At 60.4% G+C, this 19,496-nt stretch carries 16 protein-coding genes; 11 read left to right on the top strand and 5 right to left on the bottom strand.

What is annotated here, in order from left to right; genetic code table 11:
- The first annotated feature begins 41 nt into the window (after positions 1–41).
- On the top strand, positions 42–1,169 hold the full coding sequence (gene dnaJ, locus BACI9J_RS09385; protein WP_159734132.1) for a molecular chaperone DnaJ: 1,128 nt from the start codon (positions 42–44) through the stop codon (positions 1,167–1,169).
- A gap of 2 nt (positions 1,170–1,171) precedes the next feature.
- Positions 1,172–1,945 carry a 16S rRNA (uracil(1498)-N(3))-methyltransferase gene (locus BACI9J_RS09390; RefSeq protein ID WP_159734133.1) on the top strand — a complete coding sequence of 258 codons (774 nt, stop codon included), beginning with the start codon at positions 1,172–1,174 and terminating at the stop codon, positions 1,943–1,945.
- Positions 1,946–1,989: 44 nt separating this feature from the next.
- Here the strand turns inward: BACI9J_RS09390 and BACI9J_RS09395 are convergent, their stop codons facing one another.
- Complete coding sequence (locus BACI9J_RS09395; protein ID WP_159734134.1) at positions 1,990–2,862, bottom strand: GerMN domain-containing protein; 873 nt, start codon at positions 2,860–2,862, stop codon at positions 1,990–1,992.
- A gap of 439 nt (positions 2,863–3,301) precedes the next feature.
- Here BACI9J_RS09395 and BACI9J_RS09400 point away from each other — a divergent pair, with 439 nt between their 5' ends.
- From BACI9J_RS09400 to BACI9J_RS09420, 5 genes are all read left to right on the top strand, one after another.
- Positions 3,302–4,402 carry a PhoH family protein gene (locus BACI9J_RS09400; protein WP_159734135.1) on the top strand — a complete coding sequence of 367 codons (1,101 nt, stop codon included), beginning with the start codon at positions 3,302–3,304 and terminating at the stop codon, positions 4,400–4,402.
- Entirely contained in the window at positions 4,399–4,872 is a 474-nt protein-coding gene (gene ybeY / locus BACI9J_RS09405; protein WP_159734136.1) for an rRNA maturation RNase YbeY, read from the top strand. Before BACI9J_RS09400 ends, ybeY begins: the two co-directional genes overlap by 4 nt.
- The gene (locus BACI9J_RS09410; protein WP_159734137.1) at positions 4,869–6,200 is read left to right on the top strand and encodes a hemolysin family protein; all 1,332 of its coding nucleotides are present in this window, start codon (positions 4,869–4,871) and stop codon (positions 6,198–6,200) included. The genes ybeY and BACI9J_RS09410 overlap by 4 nt, the downstream gene beginning before the upstream one ends.
- On the top strand, positions 6,184–7,146 hold the full coding sequence (era, locus tag BACI9J_RS09415) for a GTPase Era (RefSeq protein WP_159734138.1): 963 nt from the start codon (positions 6,184–6,186) through the stop codon (positions 7,144–7,146). Before BACI9J_RS09410 ends, era begins: the two co-directional genes overlap by 17 nt.
- 106 nt (positions 7,147–7,252) lie before the next feature.
- Positions 7,253–8,812, top strand: a complete 1,560-nt coding sequence (locus tag BACI9J_RS09420) for an LCP family protein (protein ID WP_159734139.1) — start codon at positions 7,253–7,255, stop codon at positions 8,810–8,812.
- A gap of 79 nt (positions 8,813–8,891) precedes the next feature.
- On the opposite strand, the gene BACI9J_RS09425 is transcribed toward BACI9J_RS09420, so the two are convergent.
- Positions 8,892–10,844, bottom strand: coding sequence for a M13 family metallopeptidase (locus BACI9J_RS09425; RefSeq protein WP_159734140.1), 1,953 nt, complete (start codon positions 10,842–10,844; stop codon positions 8,892–8,894).
- A gap of 249 nt (positions 10,845–11,093) precedes the next feature.
- Here BACI9J_RS09425 and leuA point away from each other — a divergent pair, with 249 nt between their 5' ends.
- The 3 genes from leuA (at position 11,094) to BACI9J_RS09440 (ending at position 14,498) form a co-directional block, all read left to right on the top strand.
- Entirely contained in the window at positions 11,094–12,833 is a 1,740-nt protein-coding gene (gene leuA, locus BACI9J_RS09430) for a 2-isopropylmalate synthase (protein WP_159734141.1), read from the top strand.
- Between the two features lie 85 nt (positions 12,834–12,918).
- The gene (gene recO, locus BACI9J_RS09435) at positions 12,919–13,671 is read left to right on the top strand and encodes a DNA repair protein RecO (protein ID WP_159734142.1); all 753 of its coding nucleotides are present in this window, start codon (positions 12,919–12,921) and stop codon (positions 13,669–13,671) included.
- A 2-nt stretch (positions 13,672–13,673) separates the two neighbouring features.
- Positions 13,674–14,498, top strand: coding sequence for an isoprenyl transferase (locus BACI9J_RS09440; RefSeq protein WP_159734143.1), 825 nt, complete (start codon positions 13,674–13,676; stop codon positions 14,496–14,498).
- A gap of 35 nt (positions 14,499–14,533) precedes the next feature.
- Here the strand turns inward: BACI9J_RS09440 and BACI9J_RS09445 are convergent, their stop codons facing one another.
- From BACI9J_RS09445 to BACI9J_RS09455, 3 genes are read right to left on the bottom strand one after another with little or no spacing between them, the layout of a single operon-like run.
- Positions 14,534–15,607 carry an alpha/beta hydrolase gene (locus tag BACI9J_RS09445; protein WP_159734144.1) on the bottom strand — a complete coding sequence of 358 codons (1,074 nt, stop codon included), beginning with the start codon at positions 15,605–15,607 and terminating at the stop codon, positions 14,534–14,536.
- On the bottom strand, positions 15,604–16,629 hold the full coding sequence (locus BACI9J_RS09450) for an alpha/beta hydrolase (protein ID WP_159734145.1): 1,026 nt from the start codon (positions 16,627–16,629) through the stop codon (positions 15,604–15,606). The genes BACI9J_RS09445 and BACI9J_RS09450 overlap by 4 nt, the downstream gene beginning before the upstream one ends.
- 9 nt (positions 16,630–16,638) lie before the next feature.
- On the bottom strand, positions 16,639–18,321 hold the full coding sequence (locus tag BACI9J_RS09455; RefSeq protein ID WP_159734146.1) for an FAD-binding dehydrogenase: 1,683 nt from the start codon (positions 18,319–18,321) through the stop codon (positions 16,639–16,641).
- 68 nt (positions 18,322–18,389) lie between these two features.
- On the opposite strand from BACI9J_RS09455, the gene BACI9J_RS09460 reads away from it, so the two are divergent.
- On the top strand, positions 18,390–19,469 hold the full coding sequence (locus tag BACI9J_RS09460; RefSeq protein ID WP_159734147.1) for a quinone-dependent dihydroorotate dehydrogenase: 1,080 nt from the start codon (positions 18,390–18,392) through the stop codon (positions 19,467–19,469).
- The last annotated feature ends 27 nt before the right edge of the window (positions 19,470–19,496 follow it).

Raw genomic sequence — 19,496 nt, forward strand, 5'->3', positions numbered from 1 at the left:
CGAGGAAACATCCGCAGTACAACTAGGAAGAGATACCGACTTTGAGCAGCCACTATGACGTTTTGGGAGTCTCGCCGGAAGCCACCGGGGAAGAGATCAAAAAGGCGTACCGCAAGTTGGCGCGGAAACTGCACCCTGACGTAAACCCCGGTGAAGATGTCGCGGAACAGTTCAAGGCCGTAACCCACGCCTACGAAGTGTTGTCCGATCCCCAGAAGCGACGCGTCTACGACGCCACGGGCAATGAAAACGGAACCGACAACGGTTTTGGGGGCGGCTACGCCGGCCAGGGTTTCGCGTTCCAGGACATCTTTGACACCTTCTTCGGCGGAGGTGGAGGCCACGGTGGACCGGCTTCCCGGGTGCGTCGCGGCCAGGATGCGCTCATCAGCGTCCGCATCGATCTGAAGGACGCCGTGTTCGGTGTCAACAAGAAGCTCGAAGTGGACACCGCCGTAACTTGCCCCACGTGCGAGGGCAGCTGCTGCCGCCCGGGCACCCACCCGGAACGATGCGACATTTGCGGTGGCAGCGGCCAGGTCCAGCGGGCCGTCCGTTCCATCCTCGGCCAGGTCATGACCACCGCCCCTTGCGGTTCTTGTGAAGGCTTCGGCACGGTCATTAAGGACCCCTGCAACGAGTGCAACGGGCAGGGCCGGATCCGCAGCCGCCGTTCCCTCACCATCAAGGTCCCCGCCGGTGTAGCCACCGGAACACGCATCCAGTTGTCCGGACAAGGCGAAGCCGGTCCCGCAGGCGGTCCCGCCGGCGATCTCTATGTGGAGATACGGGTCAACAACGATTCCATGTTCATGCGTGAAGGAGACGACCTCCACGCGACACTGAGCGTGCCCATGACGGCAGCAGCACTCGGCACCGAACTGCAGCTGGACACCTTCGACGGCGCACAGGACATTGACGTGAAAGCCGGTACTCAGTCCGGGGAAGTCATTACCCTCCGCGGGTTGGGTGTTACGCATCTCCGGGGCTACGGCCGCGGCGATCTTAAGGTGCATTTGCACGTGGAGACCCCAACCAAGCTCGACCCCGCCCAGGAGGAACTCCTGCAGCAGCTCGCCAAACTGCGCGGTGAGCAGTTTACCGAAGGAAAGCTTGTGGCCAGCGGCGGCATGTTCGCGAAGCTTCGGGACAAGCTCGGTAACCTGTAGCGGTGAGTAATCCGGTCTTCTTTACGCCCACGGGTAGTCTCGACCATTTGATCCCCGGGTCCACCTTCGTCCTGGAGGGTGCTGAGGCCCGCCACGCCGTCACGGTCAAGCGGTTGGCTGTGGGAGAGCCCGTGGACATAGCAGATGGATCGGGCATGCGGTTGACCGGAACTGTGGTTGACGCCGGTTCCAGCACCCTTACGGTTGAGGCGTCGGAGGTCCTGGTCGAGCACCAGCCGGAGATCCGGCTGGTGCTGGTTCAGGCACTCGCCAAAGGTGATCGCGACGAACTGGCCATTGAGACTGCCACGGAACTCGGAATAGATGCGGTCATTCCTTGGCAATCCGAGCGGGCAATCGTGCGTTGGAAGGGTGAACGCGCAGCCAAAGCGCACGCGAAATGGCAATCGGTGGTCACTGCGGCAGCTAAGCAGGCACGGCGGGCTTGGATTCCTGAGGTGCGCTCCATCGTGGACACCAGCGCTTTGGCGAAGGCCGTCGCCGCCGCTGACCTGGCCATCATCCTCCATGAAGACGCCAAGAACCCTTTGCGGACTGTCCTTGATGAGTCACATGCGTTTCTGAATGGAGACGAAGGGACTCCGCGAGAGGTGCTCTTGATCGTTGGACCGGAGGGCGGTATCTCGCCGCGTGAGGTAACCCGGCTTAGTGACGCTGGTGCCGTAACGGCACTCCTGGGTCACCACGTCTTGAGGTCCTCGACGGCGGGGCCCGCCGCCGTCGTTCTTGCAAGTGACGTTCTGGGCCGCTGGTAGCAGCCCTCCCCGGCAGGAAGTGCGAAAAACGTCCTACGCAGCAGTTATCCGACGTTGAACAAGCGGGTGTCGATGCTCGTTTCGATGGTTGCGCCGGCCTCATCGACTTGGGAAACCCGCAATTCATACTTTCCGGCCTTCAATTGGGCGCTGAAAGTGAAGACTCCGTATTGATCCGGATCACCGGTTGCCTGCGTCTGTCCCGTGAACAGGCTGGTCTTTTCGCCCTTGCCGTTCTCTTGAAGGATCTGCCAGCTGACGGGCTTTGAACTGTCGGTGCTACGGCCATTAAATTTGACCGCACCTGCAGGCAATGTTGTTTCCTCTTGCGGATCAATAATCCATAGCGGCGCCACGAGGGATGCGTTCCGTTCCATGGGTTGGCCGAGCTTTATTTGCCCGAACGCCATGTAGTCCTTGTGCCCGTCAACCAATATGACAACTTGGATTTGCTGGCCGGAGTTGATGAGCCCCGAGGACGATGCTGCTGCAGTTGCTGTGTAGACCAGTTGTTGGACGGCACGCTGTGCCATTCCGGCGTCGAGGTTTGAGTTAAAGGCATCACGCGAAATATCAACAGTGATGACATTCTTGCCGGAGATGGACGTAGCCAAATTCTCCGGGGCCTGCCAGGGCGTGAAGAAGTCGTGGTCCAGGGGTTTTTCAGACATCATGATCCGGAGTGCGGTGGTCACAGGGTTTCCGTCCCCGGAGATGTCCCGGAACTCGCGGTAGAGGTAGACCTCTTCCTTGCTGCGTCCAATCCAGTAAACCGGGATTTTCGTGGAGGCTTGCGTAGTTTCAAGCGGTGCGTGACTGGCCGGTGCGTCTTGAGCGGTGACCGGCGGGGAAATGGTGCTGGCTTCTGTGCCGCCGCCGTTGGCAATGCAACCCGTCAGCAGCAGGACAGCAAGCATCGCCGGCACGGCAATGACGGATTTCGTCCGCCTGCTCGCGCCGTTTCCGATGCTTGATGGCTCCGTAATGGGTGTCCTGCCTCACTGTGTGTCTCGTGGCAGCCCGGCCGCCGATCCCCGGCCGCCAAGCCGGGACGCAAGGTGCTGATGTCACCCGCTATGCCAGCTTGGCACATCGTCGACGGCAGTCAGCCGGGATTCGGCGGACCGGCGCCAACTGAAACATGATTGATACCCGCTTGATGCCGAGTTGAGACAATATGTATGACATGACGGCAAAGGTGCTGCCAGCGAAGCCGGTTTCGGGTCATCGGGCGCCGTGCTGGCGTAGGATTGAAGACATTCCGGCATCCGGACGGGCGTGTTACAGCGGCCACGAATGTCGAATTGATGGCGTTAATATGACCAACCGGAGGAGAAAAGGCCTAAGGCCAGCACTATGAGTGAATCTTTGAACGGGCGGCTCAGGACCGGAAACGGCAACCAGCCGCCTACCGAGTTCCCGCACACACTACCGGGTACGCGCACTGAAGTTGTCACGTTCGACAACTCCGACCAAATGGTTCACTCGTTGGGCAGCCACGACGAAGCCTTGCGCTACATCGAGGAACAGTTCCAGGACGTCAATTTCCACGTCCGCGGCAACGAGCTCTCCATGACCGGCCCTTCCACGGTCATTCCACGCGTGATGCGCCTCTTGGAGGAAGTCCGCGGGCTCGTGGCGAAAGGGACCGTGGTTACCCCGGATATCCTTCAGCAGCTGGTGTCCCTTTTGAGGGCCCAGTCCGTGCAGAATCCGGCCGATGTCCTCACTCATAACATCCTCTCCAGCCGGGGCAAGACCATACGTCCCAAGACGCTGAACCAGAAGAACTATGTTGACGCGATCGACGACAATACGGTGATTTTTGGAATCGGTCCTGCGGGTACCGGCAAAACTTACCTGGCCATGGCCAAAGCCGTGCAGGCCCTGCAGACAAAGGAAGTCAGCCGGATCATTCTGACCCGGCCTGCCGTGGAAGCGGGGGAGAGGCTTGGCTTCCTCCCCGGCACCCTAAGCGACAAGATCGACCCCTATCTTCGCCCGCTTTATGACGCGTTGCACGACATGATGGACCCTGAGTCCATTCCTCGCCTGATGGCTGCCGGAACCATCGAGGTAGCCCCGTTGGCTTACATGCGCGGACGTACGCTGAACGACGCCTTCATCATTTTGGACGAGGCACAGAACACCACGCCGGAGCAGATGAAGATGTTCCTCACCCGTCTGGGTTTCGGATCGAAAATGGTGGTCACCGGCGACGTCACGCAGATCGACCTGCCGTCCGGTTCGACGTCGGGTTTGCGGATCGTCCGGGAAATCCTCAAGGGGATCGACGACGTCAACTTTTCCATCCTGGAAGCAACAGACGTCGTGCGGCACCGCTTGGTAGCGGATATCGTCTCCGCCTACAGCACGTGGGATGACGCTCATAACAGCCAGGTTGCACACACTCAGTACAAACCCGGAGCGCAAAACAAACGTGGAGAACGTCAATGAGCATTGAAGTCAACAACGAGTCCGGTGTGGTGGTGGACGAGGCACAGTTGGTGACGTTGTCACGCTTCATCTTTGAGCGGTTGTACATTCACCCCCAAGCTGAACTGTCCATCCTCTTGGTCGATGAACCGGCTATGGAGAAACTGCACATCGAACTGATGGACGAGCCCGGAGCTACGGACGTTTTGTCCGTGCCCATGGACGAACTGACACCAGGCACTCCGGACAAGCCCACGCCGCAAGGCATGCTGGGCGACATTGCCATTTGCCCGCAGGTGGCCGAGGTGCAGGCACGTAATGCCGGCCACGCCACGCAGGATGAAATGCTGCTCCTGACCACTCACGGCATTCTTCACCTGCTTGGCTTTGACCATGCCGAGCCGGAGGAAAAAGCAGAGATGTTTGGTTTGCAGCGGGAACTGCTGTCTGAATTCCTGGGCAAGGATGCCCCCATGGAGACCATGCAGTGACCTCGATCATCCTGGTCGGCATGGCGCTGGTTTTCCTCAGCTTTGTTGCCCTGCTGACCGCAGCCGAGGCTGCGTTCAACTTCCTGCCCCGGCATGAGGCTGAACAATCCATAGTGCGAAGCAAGGGCAAGGCGCTGGGGGGTATCCTCAAGAATCCGATCGCACATATGCGCGCCCTCCGGTTCTGGCGAGTGTGGTTCGAGATGGCGGCAGCAGTCGCCGTCGCGGTGGTTCTGCACAGCATGCTGGACAACGTATGGCTCGCCGGGCTTGCAGCAACGGGCATTATGGCGGTGATCGGCTTCGTGCTGGTGGGCGTTTCGCCCAGGCAGCTGGGCCGGGCCCACTCCGGACCCGTCGTGCGTTTCACGGCACCGCTCATTAGGTTCCTCTGCTGGATACTGGGGCCGATCCCCGGATGGCTGGTGGCTTTGGGACAGGCAGTTGCGCCCGGCGCGCCGAGTGGGGACGATGCTTTCGTCAGCGAGGAAGAGTTCCGCGAATTCGTCGATCGTGCTGCGGAGTCGGACATGATCGAAGACAACGAAGCGGAACTCATTCATTCGGTTTTCGATTTCGGAGACACCTTGGTGCGTTCCGTCATGGTTCCCCGCACGGACATTGTCAGCATTGGTACTGGTTCGGATCTCGAAACTGCCATGGGCCTGTTCCTTCGTTCCGGTTACTCGAGGATCCCGGTCATCGGAGAGAACACTGATCAGATCCGTGGAATTCTCTACCTCAAGGACGTGGCAGCTGCCATGCATCGGCGGGAGCCGGGACTGCAGGTCCACGACGTCGACTCGCTCGCGCGGGGCGTGCGGTATGTCCCGGAATCGAAGCCGGTGAGCGATCTTCTCAAGGAACTCCAGAAGGAGTCCACGCACGTAGCAATCGTCATTGACGAGTACGGCGGCACGGCCGGATTGGTCACCCTTGAGGACCTCATTGAGGAAATCGTTGGCGAGATTGTGGATGAATACGATGCCGCAGCGGAAGAGGCTGTCGACCTCGGCGATGGCACGTACCGCGTCAGTGCCCGGATGAGCATCGATGACCTGGGCGAACTTTTCGATATTGATCTGGACGACGACGAAGTGGATACAGTGGGCGGGCTGTTGGCTAAAGCCCTTGGCCAGGTCCCCATTGTGGGGAGCGCTGTTGAAGTGAACGGAATATCGCTCCGGGCCGATAGGCTGGAGGGTCGCCGAAACAGGGTCAGCCACATCATTGCGGCAGCCATGCCAAAGGAAGACACTGACTTTGAAGACCTACTCGATGACGCCGACTCAACGCAACAGGGAGTTCCACGTGAGCAAGCAAAATAAGAAATTCGACGCCGATGCAGATTTCGGTGGCTTCCACGCGGGCTTCTCGGTGCTTGTGGGCCGGCCCAATGCGGGAAAGTCAACACTGACCAATGCCTTGGTGGGGCAAAAGGTGGCCATCACCTCCGCCAAACCGCAAACAACGCGGCACACCATCCGAGGAATTGTCCACCGCGAAGATGCCCAATTGATCCTTGTGGACACCCCGGGTCTCCACAGGCCACGCACTCTGCTGGGGAAGCGTCTGAACGAGCTTGTAGCCGATACGCTGGCGGAAGTGGACGCCATTGGCTTCTGCCTGCCGGCCAACGAAAAAATCGGCCCCGGCGACAAATACATCGCGGCTCAACTGGCCGCCGTCGGTCGCAAGCCCATTGTGGCGCTGGTGACCAAGACCGACCTCGTGGACCGTCAGGCGTTGACTGAGCAATTGCTGGCGGTAGCCGCGTTGGGCCGCGACGTTCTGGGTGAGCAGGGCTGGGCGGACATCGTACCCGTGTCTGCCGCCGATGGTTTCCAGGTTTCTACCGTTGCCGACGTCCTGATCAGCCACATGCCGTCCTCACCACCGCTTTATCCCGACGGGGAGCTCACTGACGAGCCTGAGGCTGTGATGATCGCCGAGCTTATTCGCGAAGCGGCCCTTGAGGGCGTCCGCGATGAGCTTCCCCACTCACTGGCAGTGGTAGTGGAGGAGATCGTTCCGCGTGAAGGCCGTACCGAGGACAACCCGCTGTTGGATGTTCGGGTGAATCTTTACGTCGAACGCCCCTCCCAGAAGGCGATCATTATCGGCAAGGGCGGAAGTCGGTTGCGTGAGGTGGGAACCAACGCCCGTAAGGGTATTGAAACGCTTCTGGGCACCCGGATCTACCTTGATCTTCACGTTAAGGTTGCCAAAGATTGGCAACGCGATCCCAAGCAATTGGTCAAACTCGGCTTCTGATGTGCATCACTGGATCCGGCGTGGCTCGGGGCTCCATAAGGAACTTCCCAGAAACGGCAACTATGATTGCGGGGATCCAGCTGTTTGATGAAAGGTAAACCAAATAGTGCGACGTCGTGACGCCCGCCCGCAGGGCACCGGCACCGCTGGCCCTGCAGGGGCACGCCATGGGGAGGATGCCGACGGCACCCCTCGCCACATGAAGGCGCCCAAAGGGCTCCCACTTTGGTTGAAGATTGTTACCGGCGTAGTCTCCGTTGCGCTGGTTGCAGGCGTTGCCTTTGCCGCTTTTTGGTTTATCCGGCTGCAGACCAACATCACCAAGGCGCCCTTGAGCGCTGCGGAAAGCCGTAATGCCGGTGACGCCCTGGCCGACGACAAAACGGATCGTTTGCAGATCCTGATCCTCGGTTCCGATACCCGTGATGGCAAGAATGCGGAATACGGCAGTACCGAAGACTCCACTGGCTACGGCCATTCGGACGTCATGATGCTGCTGGACATTTCTGCGGACAACAAACGGGTCAACGTCTTGAGTTTTCCGCGGGATCTGTTGGTTGACGTGCCGCAATGTACCGATCGCACCAATAACCAGACATTCCCAGCCCGCAGTGGCGTAATGATCAACGAGGCCATGGCTGAGGCTGGAATTGGTTGCGCCGTGGACACCATCAACAAGCTCACGGGCCTGGAAATCGATCACTTCATGATGGCTGACTTCAACGCTGTCAAGGAGTTGTCCCATGCCGTCGGCGGTGTCAAAGTCTGCGTCAGTGATCCGGTCTTTGACCCGGACTCGCGGCTCCGGTTGGCCAAGGGGGATTCCCTGGTTGAGGGCGAACAAGCCTTGGCGTTCCTCCGGACCCGGCACGCTTTTGGTGACGGAGGCGACCTCGGCCGTATCAAGGGCCAGCAAGCGTTCCTCTCGTCCCTCACCAGGAAGCTCAAAGACGAGGGAACTCTGGGCAACCCGCAGAGGCTGCTGCAAATTGCAGACGTGGTCACCCAGAACCTGACGGTGGACGAGGGACTCGCTTCAGTTCCTTCGCTGCTCACCATTGGCGGGCGGCTCAAGGATATTGACGTTTCCAAGGTGGCGTTCGTAGCGGTGCCCACGCAACAAGCCGCAGTTGACCCTAATCGCTTGGAACTCGTCGATCCCCAGGCATCACAACTATTTGCTGCACTTCGTGCCGACTTGGACCTCACAACACCGGGTGCAACGTCTTCTCCCGCACCGAGTGAAAGTCCGGCCCCGCAGCCCACGGCCACCACTCCTGCCGCGCCGGCTTACGACAAAGCGATTCAGCCGGTGGCTGTAGCCAACGGCAGCGGAGTTCCTACCAGAGCCCAGGAACTCATGACCGTGCTGACCGGCAACGGTTTTACCCAGGCAGTGTCTTACCTGGCCAATCCGGTGGATCAGACAGTGCTCTACTACGGCCCTGGGTTCGCTGACGTGGCGGCCGATGTAGCTACACTTTTCGGTATCCCGGCCGCGCAGGTTCAGGAAGCTCCGGGTGTAGCGGGAGTGCAGCTTTACGTGGGTACCGATTTCGGTACGGGTACCGCTTACGGAGCGGCCTCTGTACCGCCCGACGTGGTCAACCAAACGGCCAGCGATGCCGTGTGTCAACAGGTGAATCCGGACTACATAGATCAGTAGCGACGCGTTCCCGCAGGGGACATAAAAAGTGAAGGCCGGTCCAGTTATCGAACTGGACCGGCCTTCACTTTTTGCGGAACTACCAGATGCTGACTCGTTCGCCTGGTTCCATCCACATGCCGTCGGTTTCAGTGACGGCGAAAGCTTCATGGAACGCGTCGAGGTTCCGGGCAATGGCGTTGGTGCGGAACTCGTTGGGGGAGTGGGGGTCGGTAGCCAGCCTTCGGATAGCTTCTTCAGTGCGGATTACCTGGCGCCAACCGGCGGCCCACGACATAAAGAACCGTTGGAACCCTGTAAAACCGTCAATGACCTCCGGCCCGGCCCCGTTCAAGCTAAGGAGGTAGGCCTTGTACGCAATGGTCAGGCCGCCGAGGTCGCCAATGTTTTCGCCCAAGGTCAGCTTGCCGTTGACCTTATGTTCCGGCGCGGCATAAGGCGATAAGGCGTCGTACTGGGCAACCAATTTGGCGGTGAGCGCTTCGAACGCCGTGCGGTCGTCCTCTGTCCACCAGTTCCGGAGCGCACCGCTGCCATCGAACTGGGACCCTTGGTCATCGAAGCCATGACCGATTTCGTGGCCGATCACTGCACCGATGCCGCCATAATTCACAGCATCATCGGCGTCCGCAGTGAAGAACGGAGGCTGAAGGATGGCTGCAGGGAAAACGATCTCGTTGAGCATTGGATGGTAGTAGGCGTTTACCGTCTGCGGTGTCATGAGCCATTTTGTGAGGTCAACGGGCTTGCCGATTTCGTCCAAGTGCCGATCCACGTCCGCGTCGTGGGCGCGCTCCACATTGCCCAGAAGATCGGTGGGGTCGATCTCCACCGCGGAGTAGTCGATCCACTTCTCCGGGAAACCAATTTTTGGACGGAAGGCGCCCAACTTCTTGAGGGCTTCCTTCTTGGTTTCCTCGCCCATCCATCCCAGGGAGGAGATACTTTCGCGGTAGGCCTCGATGAGGTTTGAGACCAGTGTCTCCATTCTTGCCTTGTGTCCGGCCGGGAAGTGCCGATCTACATAGATCTGGCCTACAGCTTCGCCAAGGGCTGCTTCGACGACGGCCACCCCTCGCTTCCACCGTTCTTTGTTCTGCGGCGTGCCACTGAGCGTGGTGCCGTAAAAGTCGAAGTTCGTGGCCACGAACCCGGATGACAGATAGGGGGCGGCCGAGCTGAGGACCCGAAGTGTCAGCCATTCCTTCCAGGTTTCCAGCGACTCGGACTCAAGCAAAGCCGCAGCGCCTGCAAAGAAGTCCGGAGTGCTAACCACAATTTCACTTCGTTTTGCAGGTTCCACCCGTGCTGCCTGGAACCAGATGTCCAGAAGGGGGAAAATCGCTACGGCCTCATCTGCAGTCTTGAGGTTGTACGTCTTTTGGGGATCACGCAGGGTGACGTTGTCCCAGTGGTGGGAGGCCAAGGCGGTCTCAAGTGCGATGATGCGCTGTGAGGCAGCTTGCGCGTCAGGGATGCCCCCAAGGCTGAACAACTTGGTGATGTAGTCACCGTAAGCAGCCACAATGGCCGCGAACTTCTCTTCACGGTAGTAAGACTCGTCCGGCAAACCCAGGCCACCCTGTCCGATGTACAGGAGGATTCGTTCGGGGTTGCCGGCATCCGGGGCAGGGTAGATGGAGAAGAGACCCGAGACGTCGGAGCGGAACAACCGTCCCATCAGGGCGGCCAGTTCATCTGCGGAGCCCACCGCCCGCACCTCATCAAGACGGCCCCGCACGGGGTCCATTCCTTTTGCTTCGGCTGCTTCTTCGTCCATGAAGCTGGCATAGAGGCCGCCGACTTTTTGTTCGATGCCGGTAGCTGATTGTCCCTTGGCGGCGGCTTCTTCGATGATCGCCTTGACGGCTAACTCGGCGCCATCCCGCAAAGCCGTAAAAGTGCCCTCAAGAGGCCTGTCATCGGGGATCGATGTGCTGTTGAGCCATGCGCCGTTGACATGCTGATAGAGGTCGTCCTGGGGCCGGACGCTGTGATCGATATTGGAAAGAGAGATCCCCGACTGTGGCACTGTGGCTCCTTGTGTGGACACTGCAGCCGGCGTTGCCACCGTCGCTGCGTCTGCATAGTGGACGTTGCATGAGGTGTTGCACTGTCATCATACGCATCGTGTTACTGTGAATTTGTGCGTACGGCGATGCTTCTTCTTAGCTGCCGCGGCGAGGCCTGAAAGCTATCTGAAGCTGGGCCATCCTCGCCGCGGAGTTCCGTTGTGTCCGGCTAAGCTTTCACTTAGTTCTTAGAGAAAAGGCCACACGTCATGCGTAATGCACAAAAGCCCTCCGGTATGCCGACTCACCGCTACCTGCCGTTCCAGGATCAGATTTCCGTAGAGGTACCTGACCGCACTTGGCCGGACAAGGTGATCACCAAGGCTCCGCGTTGGTGCGCAGTTGACCTGCGCGACGGCAACCAGGCCCTGATCGATCCCATGAGTCCTGCCCGCAAGCTGAAGATGTTCCAGCTGCTGGTCAAGATGGGCTACAAGGAGATCGAGGTTGGGTTCCCCTCCGCGTCACAGACAGACTTCGACTTCGTTCGACAGCTCATTGAGGGTGGCCATATTCCGGATGACGTCAGCATCCAGGTTCTGACGCAAGCCCGTGAACACTTGATTGAGCGCACCTACGAGTCTCTGGTTGGCGCCAAGCAGGCCATTGTGCACCTGTATAACTCCACCTCCGTACTGCAGCGTCGCGTCGTGTTCAACCAGGACGAGGACGGCATTCTGGACATTGCCCTGCAGGGTGCCCGCTTGTGCAAGAAATATGAGGAAACCCTCACGGACACGCACATCACCTATGAATACTCGCCGGAGTCCTTTACCGGAACCGAGCTCGAATATGCCGCCCGCGTGTGCAATGCCATTGCAGACGTTTTCGAGGCATCTGCTGATAAGCAGGTCATCATCAACCTGCCTGCCACCGTTGAAATGGCAACCCCCAACGTCTACGCCGACTCGATCGAGTGGATGCACCGCAACCTGCACCCTCGTGAGGGAATCATCATCTCCCTTCATCCCCACAACGACCGCGGAACGGGCGTAGCTGCTGCTGAACTCGGCTACCTGGCAGGTGCGGATCGCATTGAAGGCTGCCTGTTCGGCAACGGCGAACGCACCGGCAACGTGGATTTGGTAACACTGGGCTTGAACATGTTCGTGCAGGGCGTTGATCCCATGATCGATTTCTCTGATATCGATGAAATCCGCCGCACAGTGGAGTACTGCAACCAGCTGCCGGTTCCGGAGCGCTCACCCTACGGTGGCGACCTCGTTTTTACTGCCTTTTCCGGCTCACATCAGGATGCCATCAAGAAGGGCTTCGAGGCGCTGGAGAAGGATGCCGCTGCTGCCGGGAAGTCGGTGGACGACTTCACCTGGCAGGTGCCGTACCTGCCCATCGATCCCAAGGATCTTGGCCGCAGCTACGAAGCCGTCATCCGCGTCAACTCGCAGTCCGGAAAGGGCGGCGTTGCGTATCTGCTGAAGAACGAGCACAACCTGGATCTGCCCCGTCGGGCCCAGATCGAGTTCTCCGGAGTCATCCAGCGCCGTACCGATGCCGTGGGCGGCGAGGTTAGTGGTGCCCAACTGTGGCAGATCTTCCAGGACGAATACCTCCCCTCCGACGAAGAGCAAGCGCAGTGGGGCCGCTATGGTCTGGGTAGCGTGAGCACTGAGACGGACGAATCCGGTGCAATGACCATGAACGCAAACCTGCGGATCGATGGCGTCGAAGTTCGCCGGACGGGCCACGGCAATGGGCCCATTGCCGCCCTGTTGGACATACTGCACCACGACGGCGTTGATGTGCGGGTGTTGGATTACAGCGAGCACGCTCTGTCCGAAGGTGGCAGCGCAAGCGCGGCAGCATACGTCGAATGCGCCGTGGGCGAGCGGGTTTTGTGGGGCGTGGGAATTGATCCCAGCACCACTACGTCGTCCCTCAAGGCGCTGATTTCGGCAGTAAACCGGGCCGTCCGGGACGCCCAGGCTTAAGCATGCGCCGTGTGGTGACGGGAAATACCGTCACCACACGGTCCGGCGAACACTGCCGGACCTTGGCATAGTGCGAAGATTAGATGTGGCCAATCCGTCGTTTGCAGCACGGTCCTATCGGGACGATGCCGTGGTGCTCCGCACCCACAAGCTGGGCGAGGCGGATCGAATCATTACTTTGCTGACCAAGCATCATGGCCAGGTACGCGCTGTTGCCAAGGGTGTCCGCAGGACCAGTAGCCGCTTCGGAGCGCGGTTGGAACCGTTTATGGTGGCGGATCTGCAACTTGTCCAAGGCCGGACCTTGGACATTGTGACCCAAGCCGTGGCGAAGGGGGCATATGGCAGCAGTATCGCCGCCGATTACGGGCGTTTTACCGTAGCCGCCGCCATGACGGAGACTGCCGAGAAGCTCACGGATGCCGATACTGAATCAGGGACGGCCCACTACAATCTGCTGGTTGGTGCCTTGGCTGCGTTGAGCCGTTCGGACCATCCGCCGGAACTCATTCTCGATTCCTACTTATTGCGGGCATTGGCCACCGGCGGCTGGGCGCCAAGTTTCACCGATTGTGCACGTTGTGGCCGTCCCGGTCCTCATACAGCTTTTGCCGCTCCCGTAGGCGGCATGGTGTGCAGCGACTGCAGACCCCCTGGTTCACCGGCTCCGGCGCCGGAGACTGTGGTGCTTCTCAGCGCCCTGCTGACTGGTACCTGGAGCGTTGCCGACGCTTCAGATCCTCGGCACAGGCGGGAAGCAGCCGGCCTAGTGGCAAGCTACCTGCAATGGCACCTTGAGCGGGCCTTGAAATCACTCAAACACGTGGAGCGAAGCTGACAGTGGTACTTGGAAAGAAAAGCAAAACAACGGCGGCAAGGACGGCTCCCGTCGTTGCTCCCTATGGACACCCTTCCGGTGCTGTGCCGCCGGGCATCCCGAGCGAGTTCATCCCGCAGCACGTAGCCATAGTCATGGACGGCAACGGGCGTTGGGCCAATCAGCGTGGCCTTCCCCGGATAGAGGGGCACAAAGCCGGGGAGCCTGCGCTTCTGGACGTTATGGCGGGGGCCATTGAACTCGGAATCAAGTACGTCAGCGTATATGCGTTCTCCACCGAGAATTGGCGCCGCTCGCCCGAGGAGGTTCGCTTCCTCATGGGATTTAACAAGGATGTACTACGTCGCCAGCGCAACCAACTCGATGAGTGGGGTGTCCGGATCCGCTGGGCCGGCCGCCGCCCCCGACTGTGGGGTTCGGTAATCAAGGAGTTGGAGGAGGCTGAGGACTATACCCGCGCCAACGACACCTGCACCTTGACCATGTGTGTTAATTACGGCGGCCGTGCGGAAATTGCCGACGCCGTTTCAGCGATTGCGCACGACGTCGCCGCCGGACGCTTGAAGCCGGGATCTGTCTCCGAGAAGACGATTCAGAAGTATCTGGATGAGCCCGACCTTCCCGATGTGGATCTGTTTCTTCGCAGCTCGGGTGAGCAGAGATTGTCCAACTTCCTGCTCTGGCAATCGGCCTACGCAGAGTTCGTCTTCATGGACACTTTGTGGCCGGACGTGGACCGGCGGACACTGTGGGACGCCGTCGAGATTTACGCGCAACGGGACCGCCGTTACGGCGGGGCCGTAGACGCCGCGCCCGCGGCCAAGTAGCTGGTTCACTCGCTAAGTAGCATGCCCCTGCTAACTCAGTAGGGATAGGCCGCCAGCCACACTGCTACGTCGCGGTACGCCTGTTGACGAACGGTGCGCCTTGAGAGGAAGACGTCGTGCAGGGCCCCGGGGTAGCGGAACACGGCAGTCCGCCGGGCAAGGCCGAGCGCCCTCCGTGAGGTTTCCTCGACGTCGATGACAGCATCGGCGCGCATGAGGTCCGCAGTCCATTCTGCCTGGATCCGGGTCCGCCCGGAGAGGAGTACCAACACCGGTGCGTCGATGTTGAGCTTGCGTTCCACTGCCGCGTGCCCCGCCAGAACTGCTTTTGTCCACCCGGCGCGGATGGGAAACGAAGCCCGCGGGCGCCATACGGGGTCCAGGATCCATTCGCCATGTCCCTCATTGCTGACGCTTTCCCAGTACGCAGGCATTTCCGGGAATTTGAAGGGACGTTTCGGGTCGGTACGGGCAAAAGGTTCCACCAGATGCATGGCTATGCTTCGGACCAGACTGCTTCCCTGGAGTTCGAGCCAGGGCGAATTCAGGACGAGTGTACCCAGCCGACCGGGATTGCGGTCGGCCCACAGAGCCGCGATCAACCCTCCCAGCGAATGGGCGAGCATGTGGATGGTGGGCGGCGTGGCACGACCGGTCCTAAGGGCAACGTCCCGTTCTATTTCACGCAGGGCCGCGGCGAGCTCTTCGTCGTAAACGCCCAGGTCCGAGGTGTAGCCAGGCGTCTGTCCCGGCAAGAGGCTGCGGCCGAACTTTCGAAGGTCCAAGGCATAAAAGTGAAAGCCCGAAGCGGTCAGGTACTCCGCCAGTTCGGTCTGCAGGAAGTAGTCCGCCCAACCGTGCAGGTAGAGAACAGCTCTCGGCGCTCCGCCGGGGTCAGTTGCTGCAGGGCGCCGTCTGCGCTTGGTGAAGGAAGTAAGGAAGTCAAGCACACCTTGCGTGGACGGCTGGGTTGCCGGCGGTGCATACCTGATGAGGGTCGCCTTCACCGGCCCTTCCTCATCGGCTTTCATGGGTAGGTCCATGAACTCGTAACCGTGGCCCAGAATGTCGGGTTGCCACAGTGAAACCGATTCCTCCGTGGTGGTCATGTCCCTCCTTTTGGCCGATGCTCCGGCTCATTGTTGTCCATGAATCCGTTGACCCACCTGGCAAGCCGCGCGTAGGCGTCCTTCCGCACGGCAGGGGCCGACAGAAAGACGTCGTGGAGGGCGCCGTCGATTCGTTCCAAGGTAACTGTCCGCCCCAAGGCCATGGCCCGTAAGGCGATGACCCCCACGTCCAGCACGGCATCCGAACGGCGCATTGACTCCTGCCACACCATGCCGTTCGCGCTGGTGGTAGAGGTTAGTACCAGGACCGGCATCTCAAGCTTCAGGCCCCGGGCCACCTGTGAGTGGCCGGCGAAGACAGCACTCAGCCAGCCTGCGCGAACCGGGAATGCCAGCGGTGGCCTATAGTTTTCATCCAAGGTCCATTCCCCTTCGGCGGTGCTGCTTATGCTGCGAAAGTAGAAGCCGCGCTCCGGCAACCGCAAGACTGTTTCGGGGCGGAGCTTTGCGATAGGGGACACCATGGCCTGGGCGGCGCGGCGGACCAAGGAACTGCCGTGCATCTCCAGCCATGGACTGTCCAGAATCAGGTGTTGGACATCGTCCGGATGACGGCTGGCCCACAGTGCGGCCACCAAACCTCCGGTTGAGTGCCCCATCAGGGTCAGGCTGCCTTTCGGGGATGCGGCACGATCGTCATGAATGATGTCAATCGCTTTTTCGATCTCGGCGTCGTAGTCGGTCAGGTTTGCTACGTAACCGCCCGGCATGTCGGCTTGGAGGCTCCGGCCGTGGTTGTGCATGTCCAGTGCGTAAAAGTCGTAGCCTTGCTCTGCCCAAAAAGAAGCCAGCTCGGTATTAAAGAAGTAGTCACTCCACCCATGCAGGAAAAGTATCGCGCCGTAACGCTTCTGCGGTGACTGGCCGTCATTGCTTGGGTCGTTACCGGGCTGGACCCTGTGTCGGATCAGGGTGGCATGCCGGATCACGCCATCGGGGCCTGTGGCGTCAAGGCCGCAGGACTGGAAGTCGGTTCCCAAAATGTCGGCGGTCCACTCCATGGCTCCAGCTTAGACACTGGCAGCGGCATGGCGGCCCGCCGCCCTGCCGGTAAACAGGCATCCTCCCAGGAATGTTCCTTCCAGCGCCCGGTAACCGTGGATACCCCCGCCTCCGAATCCGGCCGCTTCACCGGCAGCATAGAGGCCCGGGATGGCCACACCATCGACGTCCAGCACCCTTGAGTTCAGATCCGTAGTGATTCCGCCCAAGCTTTTCCGCGTCAATACCGACAGGCGGATGGCCATCAGGGGTCCGTGTTCAGGGTCCGTCAACCGGTGTGGGGGAGCAACCCGCATGAGCTTGTCGGTTGCGAATCGTCGTGCCGACCTGATGGCCGCCAGTTGGAGGTCCTTGCCCAAGCCACTGTTTACCTGATTGTCACGTGCCCGGATCACTGCATCCAGACTGGCGGCGTCTATCAAGGAGGTTCCGGCGAGCTGGTTCATTTTCGTTGCGAGACCTGCCGGCGTCGATGCCTGAAGGAAGTCAATACCCTTATCCATGAAACGCTGGATAGGCGCATCCGCTGCGGGCCGGAGCCGTGAAGCAAGCAGCCGCACATCCTTATCGGTCAGATCCGGGTTCTGCTCGGACCCGGAGAGCGCCAGTTCCTTCAGGGCAATGGTGCGGTTGAGGACAAACCACGAGTATCCATGCCCCGTCCCCACAATGTGCCGAAGTGCTCCCAGCGAGTCAAAGCCCGGGAAGAGCGGCGCAGGTAGCTGACAGCCTTCTGCGTCCAGCCACAGTGAGGAAGGGCCGGGCAGTATCCGGATCCCATGCTTGGGCCACACCGGATCATAATTGTGGATTCCTTCGGGATAGTGCCACATCCGGTCGCCGTTGATCAGGGAAGCGCCGGCAGACTCAGCCGCGGACAGGAATTCGCCATCAACGGAGGCCGGTACTCCACTGAGCATATAGTCGGGTGCCGAGTGCCCGGGCCATTGTCCGCGCACTGCCGCGTGGTTTCCGCCGATGCCGCCGGTGGTCACCACCACTGCATCTGCGGTCGCCTCAAAACTCCCGACGGCGGCGCGCCCGGACGCCTGGCCCCTCGCCGCCGTCGAAGTTTCCAGTACGTCGCCGGAAACACCTGTGATCCTGCCCGCCGCGGTGGTCAAGCCCAATGCCCGGTGCCTGAAGTGGAGGCTGACCCTGCCGGCACCGATGCCTTCTCGCACCTTGGCGAGGAATGGTTCAACCAGAGCCGGACCGGTTCCCCATGTGACGTGGAATCGGGGCACGGTATTGCCGTGGCCCTGCGGCCCATATCCGCCACGTTCAGCCCATTGCACCAAAGGAAAGATGCCGACGCCCAGACTCCGCAGCCATGCCCGCTTCTCGCCGGCGGCAAAGTTGACATAGGCCTCCGCCCACTCCCGGGCATGATGGTCCCTGGAACGATCAAACGCTGCCGAAGCAAGCCAATCGGTCAAGGCAAGTTCGGCGTTGTCCTTCACCCCCAATCGCCGCTGTTCCGGTGTGTTGACCATGAACAGACCGCCGAATGACCAGTGCGCCTGACCGCCAACAGATGCCCCCGGCTCCTGGTCCAGGACAGCCACCGTTTTACCGGAGGCATACGCTGTGGCTGCGGCAACCAGTCCGGATAAGCCGGCGCCGACCACCACGATGTCGGCAGTGACTTTGTGATTCCCATGATGTGCGTCACGATTTTCCAGCGGCATGCCTACATGCTAGCGGCAGGGCAGGTCACGGGTTTGGTCAGTGGTGGCTAAGCGGGAAAACTAGGACCATGCGTGTTTACCCCACATTCTTTAAGCTGGCCTTCTCCTGGATGGACGCCGAGAAGGCCCACAAGATCGGCTTCCAAGGAATCCGGGCGGCCCACCGTTCCGGCGCCGGGAGAATCCTCGCCAGGATGACGGCACCCGATGCTTCCCTGCGCACGGAGGCGCTGGGGCTCACCTTTCCCTCGCCGTTCGGCTTGGCGGCGGGCTTCGACAAGGAGGGCCACGGCATCGAGGCCCTGTCCGAGCTCGGCTTCGGTCATGTGGAGGTGGGAACCATTACCGGCCAGGCGCAACCAGGCAATGGAAAGCCGCGTCTTTTCCGTTTGATTGAGGACAAAGCGGTCATCAACCGCATGGGATTCAACAACGACGGCGCCTCAGCAGTTGCGCCAAGACTCAAGTCAGCCCGGGCTGCCTTGCAGCGGCTCTACCCGGACGTGCGCCCGGTGATTGGGGTCAACATCGGCAAAACCAAGGTGGTGGAGCTCGACGACGCCACTGAGGATTACTTGGTGAGTGCCCGTAGCCTGGCGCCGGCTGCGGACTACTTGGTGGTCAATGTCAGCTCTCCCAATACCCCGGGGCTGCGCTTGCTGCAGAATGTGGAAACCCTTCGCCCCCTCCTGCGGGCAGTTGGCGATGCTGCTGACGACGCTGCCGGGCGGCATGTTCCCCTTCTGGTCAAGATCGCGCCCGATCTCTCCGATGAAGATATCGACGACGTGGCACGGCTTGCGCTGGACCTGAAACTAGACGGCATCATTGCCACCAACACCACAATCTCCCGTGACGGGCTCGTCTCGGACATTACAAAAGTGGAGTCCCTGGGGGCCGGCGGCTTGTCCGGTGCACCCCTCAAGCAGCGGTCCCTGGAAGTCTTGCGCAGGCTTAAGGGCTCGGTAGGGGACCAGCTCGTCCTTATTGCGGTGGGTGGCGTTGCCACTGCGCAGGATGTCCAGGACCGTCTGGATGCCGGGGCCACCTTGGTGCAGGGCTATACCGCTTTCCTCTACGAGGGTCCCTTCTGGGCTTCGCGGATCAACAAGGGTCTTGTGAAACTTCGTCGGCGGGCAGCCCGCTAAGGCTGTCAGGATCCGTAAGAGCCTGTT

It is taken from the genome of Arthrobacter sp. 9V (assembly GCF_902506065.1).
GTDB lineage: Bacteria > Actinomycetota > Actinomycetes > Actinomycetales > Micrococcaceae > Arthrobacter.

Coding starts and splice junctions, on each gene's coding strand:
- BACI9J_RS09450 (WP_159734145.1), bottom strand. CDS start 16,629: ATGGAGTGGACCGCCGACATTTTGGGAACCGACTTCCAGTCCTGCGGC.
- BACI9J_RS09455 (WP_159734146.1), bottom strand. CDS start 18,321: ATGCCGCTGGAAAATCGTGACGCACATCATGGGAATCACAAAGTCACT.
- BACI9J_RS09460 (WP_159734147.1), top strand. CDS start 18,390: ATGCGTGTTTACCCCACATTCTTTAAGCTGGCCTTCTCCTGGATGGAC.
- BACI9J_RS09400 (WP_159734135.1), top strand. CDS start 3,302: ATGAGTGAATCTTTGAACGGGCGGCTCAGGACCGGAAACGGCAACCAG.
- BACI9J_RS09395 (WP_159734134.1), bottom strand. CDS start 2,862: ATGCTTGCTGTCCTGCTGCTGACGGGTTGCATTGCCAACGGCGGCGGC.
- ybeY (WP_159734136.1), top strand. CDS start 4,399: ATGAGCATTGAAGTCAACAACGAGTCCGGTGTGGTGGTGGACGAGGCA.
- leuA (WP_159734141.1), top strand. CDS start 11,094: ATGCGTAATGCACAAAAGCCCTCCGGTATGCCGACTCACCGCTACCTG.
- BACI9J_RS09445 (WP_159734144.1), bottom strand. CDS start 15,607: ATGACCACCACGGAGGAATCGGTTTCACTGTGGCAACCCGACATTCTG.